The sequence below is a fragment of the Kutzneria buriramensis genome, assembly GCF_003387475.1.
Classification (GTDB): domain Bacteria; phylum Actinomycetota; class Actinomycetes; order Mycobacteriales; family Pseudonocardiaceae; genus Kutzneria; species Kutzneria buriramensis.
Genome location: NZ_QUNO01000015.1, coordinates 287066 through 298902, shown reverse-complemented (window position 1 = coordinate 298902; position 11837 = coordinate 287066). Strand labels below are relative to the sequence as shown.

The following is an 11837-nucleotide window of genomic DNA, read 5'->3' as shown; positions in this document are numbered from 1 at the left end:
CCGCGGCCTCCGCGAACGGCCCGGATGATGGCATGATGTGCGCTGAGACCGGGGCTTTTCGTTGTGATGGCCTGGCTCGGCTTACAGGGAGTTAGTGGTATGGCGCAGGGCAGTGTTAAGTGGTTTAACAGCGAAAAGGGCTTCGGGTTCATCGCGCAGGACGGCGGCGGTCCCGATGTCTTCGTGCACTACTCGGAGATCCAGGGCAACGGCTTCAAGACCCTGGACGAGGGGCAGCGCGTGGAGTTCGAGATCGGCCAGGGCCAGAAGGGCCCGCAGGCCCAGCAGGTCCGCGCCATCTGAGCAGGCGTACGCGCCATCTGAGCAGGCGTAGAGGAAGGGCCCCGCTCCGTCACCGGTGCGGGGCCCTTTTGTATCTTTGGCACTCGCTTCGCTCGTGCGGCTCGGCCCCTTCTAAGCCGACGCCTCGCCCTTGCTGGCTTTCGACCGGCCGCGTCGGCTTCCTGGGTGGACGCGTCGGGTGGCGGCCGGTCGAAAGCCAGCAACCGTGCGAAGCGTCGGCGGGGCCTCGCGACTGGTCGCCGGCGGGACCCGGGGCTACTCGTCGACAGGGCCTCGCGGCTGCTTGTCGGCGGGACCTGGCGATTCGGCCGGCGCGGGGCGCGGAGGTGGTCGCTACTTCTTGGCGTCGTAGGCGGCCTGGTTGGCGGTGACCTCCAGCATGCGGTCCTCGACGAACTCGATGAGGTCGAACAGCCGGGTCGCGGTCGCCTCCCCGAGCGGGGTCAGGCTGTAGTCCACCCGCGGCGGGATCGTGGCCTGCGCGTCGCGGCGCACGAAACCGTCCCGCTCCAGCGCCTGGAGGGTCTGGGCGAGCATCTTCTCGCTGACCCCGTCCACCCGCCGCCGCAGCGCGTTGAACCGCAGCGTGCCGTCGCGCAGCGCCGCCAGCGCCAGGATCCCCCACCGGCCCGTGACGTGCTCCAGCGTCGCCCGCGACGTGCAGTTGCGGGCGAACACGTCGAACTCGAGGCTGCCTTGCTCCTCCACGGCGGGCTCGCTCATGTCAACCATGGTAGCTCACACACAGCACACACCTAGGGTTTGCACTTTCTAAAAGTTAGTGCAATCCTCGTGACGGTACAGCCCTGGATCGAAGGAGCAAGTCAGATGATCGTCGTGACCGGCGCCACCGGCGCCCTGGGCCGTCTCGTCCTGTCCGGCCTCCCGGCCGCCGACACCGTGGGCCTGGTCCGCGACCCGGCCAAGGCCGCCGACCTCGGCGTGGCCACGCGGGTCGGCAGCTACGACGACCCGGCCAGCCTGGCCGGCGCGTTCGACGGCGCGGACAAGGTGCTGTTCATCTCGGGCAGCGAGGTCGGCAAGCGCGTCGACCAGCACCGGGCCGTGGTCGACGCGGCCAAGGCGGCCGGCGTCCCGCACCTCGTGTACACCAGCGTGCTGCACGCCGACACCAGCCCGCTGAGCCTGGCCGCCGAGCACAAGGCGACCGAGCAGATGATCCGCGAGTCCGGCATCCCGTTCACGTTCCTGCGCAACAGCTGGTACACGGAGATGTACGACCCGACCTTCCAGCAGGCCGCCGCGACCGGGTCCTTCGCCCGCAGCGGCGGGCAGGGCACGCTGGCCACCGCCGCCCGCGCCGACTACGCCGAGGCCGCGGTCGCCGTGCTGACGAGCGCCGGCCACGAGAACAAGGTGTACGAGCTCGCCGGCGACGTGGCGTGGAGCTACTTCGACCTGGCCGCCGCGCTGACCGACGTCGTCGGCAAGCCGATCGCGTACCAGGACCTGACGCCCGCCGGGCACCGGCAGGCCCTGACCGACGCCGGACTGCCGCCGCACGTCGTCGACCTGCTGGTGGAGATCGACCAGAGCCTGGCGCAGGGCGCGCTGATCGACAACTCGGGTGACCTGTCGAGGCTGATCGGGCACCCGACCACGTCGCTGGCGTCCTCGATCGCGGCGGCGCTGCGCTGATCTCCGGCAGACTCGCCGGTATGGAATCACTGACGATCACGCTCGGCGAGCACGTGTTCGACGCGCTCGCCGCCGGTCCGGCGGACGGCGAGTTCGTGCTGCTGCTGCACGGCTACCCCGAGTTCGCCGACTGCTGGACCGAGGAGCTGGTCGCGCTCGGCGAGGCCGGCTACCGGGCGGTGGCCGTCGACCAGCGCGGCTACTCCCCCGGCGCCCGGCCCACCGAGATCGCCGACTACGTCGTGGACAACCTGGTGGCCGACGCCCTGGGCTTCGCCGATTCCCAGGACGCGCACCGCTTCCACCTCGTCTGCCACGACTGGGGCGGCATCGTCGGCTGGGCGCTGGCCGGTGCGCACTCCGACCGGCTCAGGTCGTTCACCGTGCTGGCCACGCCGCATCCGCAGGCGCTGCACGCCGCGATCGCGTCCGACCAGGAGCAGTACGACAAGCTCGATTACGTGCGGTTCTTCCGCAGCCAGGTCGGCGGGGCCGAGCAGGCCATCCTCGGCGACAACGGCGACCGGCTGCGGGCGGCCTACGGCGGCGCGGTGTCGTCGGAACTGGTGGAGCGCAACGTGAAGCGGCTCTCCGAGCCGGGGGCGCTGACCGCCGCGCTGAGCTGGTACCGGGCCGTGGCCACCGATGACCTGGACATCCCGGCCGGGCGGGTGTCCGCGCCGACGCTGTACCTCTGGGGCAGCGAGGACCGGGCGCTGGGGCGGACCGCCGCGGAGGCGACCGCCGCCTGGGTCGACGGTCCGTACGAGTTCGTGGAGTTCACCGGGGCCAGCCACTGGCTGCCGGAGGAGGCCGCGGACCGGGTGATCCCGCTGCTGCTGGCCCACCTGGCGGCGAACAAGAGCTGACTCGGCGCTCCCGGGATGCAGGGAAGGACGCCTTACCCGCGTTGATCGAGGGTAAGGCGTCCTTCCCTGCATCGGGGGTGTCAGCGGCGGCGGGGTTTGCCCTTGCCGCGAGGTTGGGCGGCCGGCTTCTTCCTGGCCAACGGTCGCTTGGCGGCCGGCTTTTCGGGCTTGGCCGGTTCGGCTTGCGCGCCACGGGAGCTGTTCACCGTCCGCCCGCGGACGATGCCGATGAACTGCTCCATCAGATCCGAGGTCTCCTCGGCCAGCCAGGACAGCGCGACCTGCGAGGCCGGAGCGGTGAGCAGCGGCCGGTACGTGAGGTCCTTGCGGTGGTGCAGGCGGGCCAGCGACTGCGGCAGCACCACCAGCCCCACCCCGGCCGACACCAGCTCGACGGCGTCCTCGGTGCTCGCCGGGCGTTCCAGCGCCGGCTTGCCCGGCAGCGACTCCCACGCCAGCACGTCGTCCAGCGGGTGCAGGACGATCTCGTCGGCGAGCTCCTCTTCGGACAGTTCGTCGGCGGCGGCCAGGAAGTGGTCCTTGGGGACGACCACCACGGTCGTCTCCGTGTACAGCGGGATCGCGTGCAGGTCAGTGCGGTCAACGGGCAGCCGCAGCAGCGCCGCGTCGGCGTCCCGACCGCGCACCGCGTCCTGTGCCTCTGTCGCCGTCACCCGAACGAGCGTCAGCGGCACCTCGGGCAGCCGCTCCCGCCAGGTCCGGACCCACTTGGCGGGCGTCACACCCGGCACGTAGGCGAGCCGGAACGATGCGGGCGCTGTCACCAGGTCAGCCTACCGGCCGTAGTCTGTGGCCATGACGTCGCAGAAGACGCCCCAGACGATGAAGCCGGCGACCGCGGCGAAGAAGCTGGGCGTGTACCTCGGAGCCACCCCGCCGGAGTTCCAGGACGGCGTGGTCTCGCGCGACGAGCTCAACGCGCTGCAGGCCGAGCCGCCGGAGTGGCTGCGGGAGCTGCGCCGCAACGGCCCGCACCCGCGCCAGGTGGTGGCGGCCAAGCTGGGCATCTCCATCGGCGGCCTGACCCGGGCCGGCTTCACCGACCCGCTGACCACGGCCGAGATCGACGAGCTGAAGGCCGGCAACCCGGACTGGCTGGTGCGGGAGCGGGAGACGCAGGCCGAGTTCCGGCAGGAGACCCAGCGGCTCAAGGAGAAGGCCGCCGAGCCGCCGAAGCCCGCGCCCGCCCCGGCGAAGACCAAGCGACGGGGTCCCCGGTCCGGGCCGAAGGGCCGCTAGCTAGTCCTGGTACGGCGGGATGACGCCGGCCTCGACCAGCTGGTCGTAGACCGCCCGCTGCCCCGGATCCAGGTTCGAGAACAGCAGGCGGTACGCCTCCATCTCGCCGCGCAGCAGCTCCGCCGGGTCCCAGTCGGGGCCCACCGCCTTGATCACCTCGGCCCGGCGGCGGAGCTCCTCCGCCTCGAGGTCGATGAAGAAGTCCATGTCGCAGGGTGTGCGCCGGCGACGTGTGATCGCAACGAGGCCTGAGTCACGGTGTCTTTGCCGCGCGTTCCGCGCGGGGCTCGGTCGCTGAAGGTCCGGTCTCTTCCCTCGGCTCAGCCCGCAGTCCTTCAGACCGGCGCGACCTCGCGATGCCACCCGACCAGATCACTCCGTTTGCACGACACCGAAAAGTGGATCAACGCGGTAGCTCACGGGCTCGGTGAGCGACACGGCGGTGGTGCTGCGCAGCACGCCGGGGCAGGCGAGCACGGCGGCGACGACCTGTTGCAGGTGGCGGTTGCTGCGGGCGACGACCCGGACCAGCAGGTCGCCGGCGCCGGCGATGCCGTGCGCCTCCAGGACATAAGGCACGGCCTTGAGCCCGGTGACGGCCTCGTTGAGCCGGCCCTGGGCGACCTCCAGCGTGACGAACGCGGTGACCTCCAGCCCGAGCGCGGCCATGTCGACCTCGCGGCCGCGTGCGCCGATGACGCCCTCGCGCTCCAGGCGCTGGACGCGGGCGTGCGCGGTGTTGCGGGCGACGCCGAGCATGGTGGCCAGCTCGGTGATGCCGGCGCGGGGCCGTCGCACCAGCTCACGGAGTATCCGCAGGTCCAGTGTGTCGAGAGTCACCGTTCTGCTCACCCCGTCGTCGGCTCGGCCACCTTCGCTGAGCATATCGCTCAATCGGACGACCCTCATCTTGCGTCTGGGCCCGCGGCGACGTGGAATCGTGGTCAACCTGCGCAGGGAGGTGTCGGGGTTGTCCGAACGGCAGTTGCTCAACGGTGTGCACGCGCTCGCCCGGCTGCTCGTCGAGCAGAGCGAGGCCGACCGCGCCCGCGGCTGGCGCACGGCCGGGCTGGTCTCGGGCTACCGGGGCTCGCCGCTGGCCGGCCTCGACCAGCTCCTGCTCCAGCGGTCCGACGAGCTGGCCCGCCACGACATCAAGTTCGTGCCCGGCGTCAACGAGGAGCTCGCGGCGACCGTGGTCTACGGCTCGCAGCTGAGCACCCAGCTCCCCGACCCGAGCTTCGAGGGCGTCTTCGGCCTCTGGTACGGCAAGGCCCCGGGCGTGGACCGCTCGTCGGACGCCTTCAAGCACGGCAACTGGATGGGCACGACGCCGCGGGGCGGCGTGCTGGTGGTGGCCGGCGACGACCCGGCGTCCAAGTCGTCGACGCTGCCGTCGAACTCGGCGCTGGCGCTGGCCGAGTCGCTGATGCCGGTGCTGGCGCCGGCGTCGGTGGCGGACGTGCTGAGGCTGGGCCGGCTGGGCATCGAGATGTCCCGGTACAGCGGCGCCTGGGTCGGCATGACGGTGCTGACCAGCATCGCCGACGCCACCGAGGTGGTGGACGTCGCCGCGCCGCTGGAGATCCACGAGCCGGAGTTCAGCTGGCTGGGCCGCCCGTGGGCGCCGACCCGGCGGCCGGGCGTGGACATCCCGTCGGCGGTCGCGATGGAGCGCGAGGTGCTGGACGGCCGGCTGGCCGCCGCCACGGCGTTCGCGCGGGCCAACGGCATCAACCGGATCGAGGGCGCCACCGACGGGGCGAAGATCGGCTTCGTCGGCGTCGGCCGGTCCTATGTGGAGCTTCGCGAGGCGCTGCACCGGCTCGGCATCGACGAGCAGATCCATCGCGTCCGGTTGCTGCGCCTGGGAATGGTGCACCCGCTGGACCGGGAGACGGTGCGCGAGTTCGCCGACGGCCTGGACGAGATCGTGGTCGTCGAGGACAAGCGGGCGCTGGTGGAGCCGCTGGTCCGGGACGCCCTGTACGACCTGCCGACCCGGCCGCGGGTGCGCGGCAAGGACCTGATCCCGGTGCACGGCGAGCTCGACGCCGACCGGCTCGCCCTGTCGCTGACGAAGTTCCTGACCGAGCGGTTCGGCGCGGACGCGGTGCATCCGTTGCCGCGCAAGCGTCCTCCGCAGCTGACGCTGACGCCGGTGAGCCGCACGCCGTTCTTCTGCTCCGGCTGCCCGCACAACCGGTCCACGGTCGTGCCGGAGGGATCCCTGGCCGGCGCGGGCATCGGCTGCCACGCGATGACGACGTTCATGGACCGCAGCCTCGGCATGACGCAGATGGGCGGCGAGGGCGCGACCTGGGTCGGCGCGGCCCCGTTCAGCGGCGCCGGGCACATGTTCCAGAACCTGGGCGACGGCACCTTCTTCCACTCCGGCAGCCTCGCGATCCGGCAGGCGATCTCGGCCGGCACCAACATCACGTTCAAGCTGCTCTACAACAGCGCGGTGGCGATGACCGGCGGCCAGGACGCGGAGGGCGCGATCGACCCGGTCGGCGTGACGCACCTGCTGCACGCCGAAGGCGTGGCGAAAACCGTTGTGGTGACGGATGATCCGGGCAAGTACCCGCGCGGCACGGCATGGGCGCGGGGCGTGACCGTACGGCACCGTGACGATCTCGATGCCGTACAACGCGAGCTGCGGGCCGTCTCCGGGACCACGGTTCTGTTGTACGACCAGGCCTGCGCCGCCGAGACGCGCCGCAAGCGCAAGCGCGGCAAGGCCCCCGAGCCGCCACAGCGGGTATTCATCAACGAGGCGGTGTGCGAGGGCTGCGGCGACTGCGGCGCGAAGTCCAACTGCCTCAGCGTGGAGCCGGTGGAGACGGAGTTCGGCCGCAAGACGCGGATCGACCAGACGTCCTGCAACAAGGACTTCTCCTGCCTGCTGGGCGACTGTCCGTCGTTCATGACGGTGATTCCCGGCCCCGCCAAGGCGAAGGTCCGCGCGCCGGAGCTGACGGGCGACCTGCCGGAGCCGGCGCAGCGGCCGGGGCAGGCCAACCTGGTGCTGGTCGGCGTCGGCGGAACCGGCGTGGTGACGGCGAATCAGGTGCTGGCCGGGGCGGCGCTGCTGGACGGCATGGACGCCCGCGCGATGGACCAGACGGGCCTGAGCCAGAAGGCCGGCGCGGTGGTGTCACACCTGCGGATCGGCCCGGAGCACCGGGAGCGTCCCGGCCTGGTCGGGCTCGGCGCGGCCGACGCGTACCTGGCGTTCGACGCGCTCGCCGCCACGGCGCCGTCCAATCTGGACCGCTGCGCCCCGGACCGGACGGTCGCGGTGGTCTCCACCAGCCAGACGCCGACCGGCGCGACCGTGACCGACCCGTCGGCGGTTCTGCCGGCCAGCGCAACGCTTCTCGGCTCGATCGCGGAGCGCACGATCGGCGGCCGGATGGTCACCGTGGACGCGCTCCGGGTGGCGGCCGAGCTGTTCGGCAACACCACCGCGGCCAACTTCCTGGTGATCGGCGCGGCCTACCAGGCCGGTCTGCTGCCGATGAGCGCCGCCTCCATCGAGAAGGCCATCGAGCAGAACGGCGTCGGCGTCGCCACCACCGTCCAGGCCTTCCGGGCCGGCCGCAAGCTGGTGCTCGAACCGGGGTGGCCGGCCCGCGAGACCGCCGACGACGGACTGCTTCGCGCGGAGCCTTTCCTCGCCCAGGCAAGGGAAATCCTCGCCGGTGTCGACTCGCCGGCCGCGCTCGACCGGACCGCCGACCTGATCGGCTACCAGGACGCGCGCTACGCCCGCCGGTACGTCGACGTTCTCACCCGCGTGGAGAACGACGCCGTGCGGGAGGTCGTGGCGCGTCAGCTCTACAAGCTGATGGCGTACAAGGACGAGTACGAGGTGGCGCGCCTGCACCTCGATCCGGCGGTGCGCCAGCAGTTCGGGCCGGACGCGAAGGTCCGGTTCATGTTGCACCCGCCGCTGCTGCGGGCCCTGGGCATGCGCCGCAAGCTGGCGCTGGGCCGCACGGCCGGGCCGGCCTTCCGCGTGCTGCGGTCGATGCGCCGCGTCCGCGGCAGCTGGCTGGACGTGTTCGGGCGCACCGCATTGCGCCGGCTGGAGCGGGAGCTGATCGACGAGTACGTGACCGTCGTCGGCCGGCTGGGCGGCGCGCCGGAGGAGCTGGCGCTGGAGATCGCCGCGCTGCCGGACCTGGTGCGCGGCTATGAGGAGATCAAGGTCGAGTCGGTGCACCGGTACCGGGCGCGGCTCGGCGAGCTGACCGCCAAACTGGGCAAGGTCGAGGTCGTCAGGTAAGAGGCTGCCCCGGCTCCAGAAGGGTGGAGGAGCCGGGGCAGCAGGAGCGCGACCCCGTTACGGGGGGTGAAACAGGGGCGCGACAACCATGACGTTACGTGACGGCCGGCCGGCGCGTGACGTCAAAAAAGCCGTCACCGCCCGGCCGAAGACCCGCTAGCCGCCGGTGGACACCACGTAGCCCAGCGGCCCCTGGTTGGTGACCTTGGGGTTCTCGCAGTTCGCCACCACCGAGTCCAGGTGCATGCCGGCGGACTCGCACCGGTACAGCGGGTGCGTGACGACGCCGGACGGCTTGGTCTCGTAGACGTAGCCGAGCAGGCCGAGCGTGGTCTGCCCCTCGCACTTGCCGGTCGGGTCCAGCGAGCTGAAGTGGTCGTCGGTGGCCTTCGTCTTGCACGCGTAGAGCTTCACCGTGCCGGGCTCCGGCGTCGCCACCAGCGAGCCGAGCGCCCCCTCCATCCTGAACCCGGTCGGCACCGCGACCTTGGGCGTGCCGCTGAAGTGGAAGCCCTTCGGGTTGGTGTAGCGGGTCAGCAGCAGCAACGCCAACGGCTTGCTGGACGTCGTGGTGGTGGTCTTCGTCGTGGTGTGCGTCGTCGTGGTGGTCGTGGCGGCGACGGTCGCCGGCGTGACCGTCGTGGTCGTGGCGGAGGTGATCGCCGCAGCCGAGGCGACACCGTCCTGTTCGCCCGAATTGGACAGCAGCACCGCCGACGTCGCCGTCACCGCGACCACCGCGGCGGTCGCGCCACCGATGAGAAAAGCCTTGCGCCGCCCCGGTTTCGGCTCCTCCTGCCACGGGTCCACCGGCCGCGTCGGCGTCAGCGGCGGCCCGCCGGACAGCACCTGCCGGACGTTGGCGGGCGACCACCGCTGGTACGGATCGGCGGTCAGCAGCCCCATGATCACGTCGGCCAGCGGGCCCTGGCACAGCCGCAGGTGCGGCTCCTCGTACATGATCGCGTGCAGGGTGGCCGCGGTCGTCTCGCGGTGGAACGGCCCGAAGCCCTCCACGGCGTGGAACAGGGTCGCGCCGAGCGCCCACAAGTCCGAGGCGGGGCCGGGAAGGCCGCCGTTGAACAGCTCCGGCGCCATGTATCCGGGCGAGCCGAGCACCCCGCTGGCGGTGTGACCGGGATCGTCCATCGCGCGGGCGATACCGAAGTCCGCCAGCTTCACGCGGTCGCCCGGCAGCAGCATCACGTTGCTGGGCTTGACATCCCGGTGCACGACGCCGGCCGCGTGCGCGACCTCCAGCGCGGACAGCAGCGCCAGCCCGATGGCGGCCACCCGGTTCGGGTCCAGCGGACCCTGCGCGGCCATGATGTCGGCCAGTGTCGGGGCCTCCACCAACTCCATCACCACGAACGTGGAGCCGCGGTCGGTCAGCACGTCGTACACCGTGACCACGCCCGGATCGTTCAGGCGGCCGGCGGTGCGCGCCTCCCGCAGCACCCGGTCCATGCCGCCCGGCGGGACCTGGATCTCCTTGAGCGCGACCTGCCGCCCGATCACCCGGTCGTCGGCGCGCCACACCACGCCCATGCCGCCCCGGCCCAGCTCGCCGACGATCACGTACCGATCGGCCACCACCCGGTTCACGCTGCCGAACCCCCTCCACGAGACCTTCACATCTTCCGCCATCGCTCTCCACGGCCCGCGTCTAGGGTCGGCTCCATGGGAGAGGGACAGCAGCGGCGCGTGCTGGTCGTCGACGACGAGCCGACGATCGCCCAGTCGGTGGCCGCGCGGCTGCGGGCGGAGGGCTTCGACGTGGACATCGCCGCGGACGGGCCGTCCGCGGTGGCCATGGCGGCGGCCCGGCAGCCGGACCTGGTGGTGCTGGACGTGATGCTGCCCGGTTTCGACGGGCTGGAGGTGTGCCGGCGGATCCAGGCCGAGCGGCCGGTGCCGGTGCTGATGCTGACCGCCCGTGACGAGGAGACCGACCTGCTGGTCGGGCTGGCGGTGGGGGCCGACGACTACCTGACCAAGCCGTTCTCCATCCGGGAGCTGGCGGCCCGGGTGCACGCCCTGCTGCGCCGGGCCGGCCGGGCCGCGCAGCTGGACGGCCGCAAGATCGTGCTCGCCGACCTGGTGATCGACGTGGTCGAGCGGCGGGTGCACCGGGCCGGCGACGAGGTGCACCTGACGCCGACGGAGTTCCAGCTGCTGGTGCACCTGGCCGGGCGGCCGCGGGCGGTGCTCCCCCGCGAACGCCTGCTGGCCGAGGTCTGGGGCTGGGGCGAGGCCGCCGGCACGCGCACCGTGGACAGCCACGTCAAGGCATTGCGACGCAAGCTCGGGGCGGACCTGATCCGGACCGTGCACGGCGTCGGCTACGCCCTGGAGGTCCCGCGGTGAAGGTGATCAACCGCGTGGTGGCGCTGCTGCGGATGCTGCCCCGGCCGCTGGACCCGGCGCGGTCGATCAAGCTCAAGCTGGGCATCGTGGTGGTCGTCTCCGGCGCCGCCGCGCTGGCCTTCTTCTGGTGGCGGATCGGCTGGCTGCCGCCGGCCACGTCCATCATGGCCATCGCGCTGGCGCTGCTCACCTCGCAGCTGCTGGCGCACGGCATGACCCTGCCGCTGCGCGAGATGACGGCGTCGGCGAAGGCCATCGCCCGCGGCGACTACGAGGTCCGGGTCCGGGCCACCGCCCGCGACGAGGTCGGCGAACTCGCTGCCGCCTTCAACCAGATGGCCGCCGACCTGGGCGCGGCCGACCAGCAGCGCCGGGACCTCATCGCCAACGTGTCGCACGAGCTGCGCACGCCCATCACGGCGCTGCGGGCCGTGCTGGAGAACATCGTCGACGGCGTGACCCCGGCCGACCCGTCGACCATGAGCACCGCGCTGGCCCAGACCCAGCGGCTCGGGCGGCTCGTCGAGGAGCTGCTCGACCTGTCCCGGTTGGACGCCGGCGTGCTGACGCTGGCCCGGGAGCGGCTGCCGCTGGCGCCGCTGCTGGCCGACATGGTCGCCGAGGCCGAGGTCGCCGGCCGCGGCACCCGGTTCGAGGTGAAGGTCGAGCCGGCCGACGCCCACGCGTACGCCGACCGCGGCCGGCTGCACCAGGTCGTCGCCAACCTGCTGGACAACGCCTCGCGGCACGGTCCCCGCAACGGTCTCGTGCGGGTGCTGGCCACGGAACACGGCGACCACACGGTCATCGAGGTGATCGACGAGGGGCCCGGCATCGCGGCCGCCGACCGGCACCGCGTGTTCGAGCGCTTCACCCGCGGCGAGCGCTCCGGCGACGGCGGCACCGGCCTGGGGCTGGCCATCGCCCAGTGGGTGGTGGACCTGCACGGCGGCACCATCGCCGTGGTCGACCCCGGCCGCAGCGGCTGCCGCATCCGCGTGACGCTGCCGGACGCCTGACGGTCTTTTCCTGATCTTTCCTCCTAGTTCCCGTCCACCGCTGCGGTGCGACGGCGATGACGCCTG

Annotated in this window: 12 protein-coding genes; 7 read left to right on the top strand and 5 right to left on the bottom strand. The window is 72.1% G+C overall.

The window, feature by feature from the left end:
- Positions 1 to 99: 99 nt before the first annotated feature.
- Positions 100 to 303: a cold-shock protein gene (locus BCF44_RS38345; protein ID WP_116179447.1), complete on the top strand. Its 204-nt coding sequence runs from the start codon at positions 100 to 102 to the stop codon at positions 301 to 303.
- A 333-nt stretch (positions 304 to 636) separates the two neighbouring features.
- On the opposite strand, the gene BCF44_RS38340 is transcribed toward BCF44_RS38345, so the two are convergent.
- Positions 637 to 1026: a winged helix-turn-helix transcriptional regulator gene (locus BCF44_RS38340; RefSeq protein ID WP_211353406.1), complete on the bottom strand. Its 390-nt coding sequence runs from the start codon at positions 1024 to 1026 to the stop codon at positions 637 to 639.
- Between the two features lie 105 nt (positions 1027 to 1131).
- On the opposite strand from BCF44_RS38340, the gene BCF44_RS38335 reads away from it, so the two are divergent.
- Both BCF44_RS38335 and BCF44_RS38330 read left to right on the top strand, forming a co-directional pair.
- Positions 1132 to 1962 carry an SDR family oxidoreductase gene (locus tag BCF44_RS38335; RefSeq protein ID WP_116179380.1) on the top strand — a complete coding sequence of 277 codons (831 nt, stop codon included), beginning with the start codon at positions 1132 to 1134 and terminating at the stop codon, positions 1960 to 1962.
- Between the two features lie 20 nt (positions 1963 to 1982).
- Positions 1983 to 2831 carry an alpha/beta fold hydrolase gene (locus BCF44_RS38330; RefSeq protein WP_116179379.1) on the top strand — a complete coding sequence of 283 codons (849 nt, stop codon included), beginning with the start codon at positions 1983 to 1985 and terminating at the stop codon, positions 2829 to 2831.
- An 80-nt stretch (positions 2832 to 2911) separates the two neighbouring features.
- Here the strand turns inward: BCF44_RS38330 and BCF44_RS38325 are convergent, their stop codons facing one another.
- The gene (locus BCF44_RS38325) at positions 2912 to 3616 is read right to left on the bottom strand and encodes a LysR family transcriptional regulator substrate-binding protein (RefSeq protein WP_211353405.1); all 705 of its coding nucleotides are present in this window, start codon (positions 3614 to 3616) and stop codon (positions 2912 to 2914) included.
- A gap of 31 nt (positions 3617 to 3647) precedes the next feature.
- Between BCF44_RS38325 and BCF44_RS38320 the strand changes: the two genes are divergently transcribed.
- A complete protein-coding gene (locus tag BCF44_RS38320) occupies positions 3648 to 4091 on the top strand; it encodes a DUF5997 family protein (protein ID WP_116179377.1) in 444 nt (147 codons plus the stop codon).
- Here BCF44_RS38320 and BCF44_RS38315 read toward each other — a convergent pair whose 3' ends face one another.
- On the bottom strand, positions 4092 to 4298 hold the full coding sequence (locus BCF44_RS38315; RefSeq protein WP_116179376.1) for a DUF6400 family protein: 207 nt from the start codon (positions 4296 to 4298) through the stop codon (positions 4092 to 4094).
- A gap of 165 nt (positions 4299 to 4463) precedes the next feature.
- Positions 4464 to 4931: an Lrp/AsnC family transcriptional regulator gene (locus BCF44_RS38310; protein WP_116179446.1), complete on the bottom strand. Its 468-nt coding sequence runs from the start codon at positions 4929 to 4931 to the stop codon at positions 4464 to 4466.
- A gap of 130 nt (positions 4932 to 5061) precedes the next feature.
- Between BCF44_RS38310 and BCF44_RS38305 the strand changes: the two genes are divergently transcribed.
- The gene (locus tag BCF44_RS38305) at positions 5062 to 8385 is read left to right on the top strand and encodes an indolepyruvate ferredoxin oxidoreductase family protein (protein ID WP_246016045.1); all 3324 of its coding nucleotides are present in this window, start codon (positions 5062 to 5064) and stop codon (positions 8383 to 8385) included.
- Between the two features lie 156 nt (positions 8386 to 8541).
- Here BCF44_RS38305 and BCF44_RS38300 read toward each other — a convergent pair whose 3' ends face one another.
- Positions 8542 to 10032 carry a serine/threonine-protein kinase gene (locus tag BCF44_RS38300; RefSeq protein WP_116179375.1) on the bottom strand — a complete coding sequence of 497 codons (1491 nt, stop codon included), beginning with the start codon at positions 10030 to 10032 and terminating at the stop codon, positions 8542 to 8544.
- 33 nt (positions 10033 to 10065) lie between these two features.
- Here BCF44_RS38300 and BCF44_RS38295 point away from each other — a divergent pair, with 33 nt between their 5' ends.
- Positions 10066 to 10752 (top strand): response regulator transcription factor, encoded by a 687-nt coding sequence (locus BCF44_RS38295; protein WP_116179374.1) that lies wholly within the window; start codon positions 10066 to 10068, stop codon positions 10750 to 10752.
- Positions 10753 to 10784: 32 nt separating this feature from the next.
- Entirely contained in the window at positions 10785 to 11771 is a 987-nt protein-coding gene (locus BCF44_RS38290) for a HAMP domain-containing sensor histidine kinase (protein ID WP_116179444.1), read from the top strand.
- The last annotated feature ends 66 nt before the right edge of the window (positions 11772 to 11837 follow it).

Excerpts from the sequence above, each read along its gene's own strand:
- BCF44_RS38345 (WP_116179447.1), top strand. The coding sequence starts at position 100 with ATGGCGCAGGGCAGTGTTAAGTGGTTTAACAGCGAAAAGGGCTTCGGG.
- BCF44_RS38340 (WP_211353406.1), bottom strand. The coding sequence starts at position 1,026 with ATGAGCGAGCCCGCCGTGGAGGAGCAAGGCAGCCTCGAGTTCGACGTG.
- BCF44_RS38335 (WP_116179380.1), top strand. The coding sequence starts at position 1,132 with ATGATCGTCGTGACCGGCGCCACCGGCGCCCTGGGCCGTCTCGTCCTG.
- BCF44_RS38330 (WP_116179379.1), top strand. The coding sequence starts at position 1,983 with ATGGAATCACTGACGATCACGCTCGGCGAGCACGTGTTCGACGCGCTC.
- BCF44_RS38320 (WP_116179377.1), top strand. The coding sequence starts at position 3,648 with ATGACGTCGCAGAAGACGCCCCAGACGATGAAGCCGGCGACCGCGGCG.
- BCF44_RS38315 (WP_116179376.1), bottom strand. The coding sequence starts at position 4,298 with ATGGACTTCTTCATCGACCTCGAGGCGGAGGAGCTCCGCCGCCGGGCC.
- BCF44_RS38300 (WP_116179375.1), bottom strand. The coding sequence starts at position 10,032 with ATGGCGGAAGATGTGAAGGTCTCGTGGAGGGGGTTCGGCAGCGTGAAC.
- BCF44_RS38295 (WP_116179374.1), top strand. The coding sequence starts at position 10,066 with ATGGGAGAGGGACAGCAGCGGCGCGTGCTGGTCGTCGACGACGAGCCG.
- BCF44_RS38290 (WP_116179444.1), top strand. The coding sequence starts at position 10,785 with ATGCTGCCCCGGCCGCTGGACCCGGCGCGGTCGATCAAGCTCAAGCTG.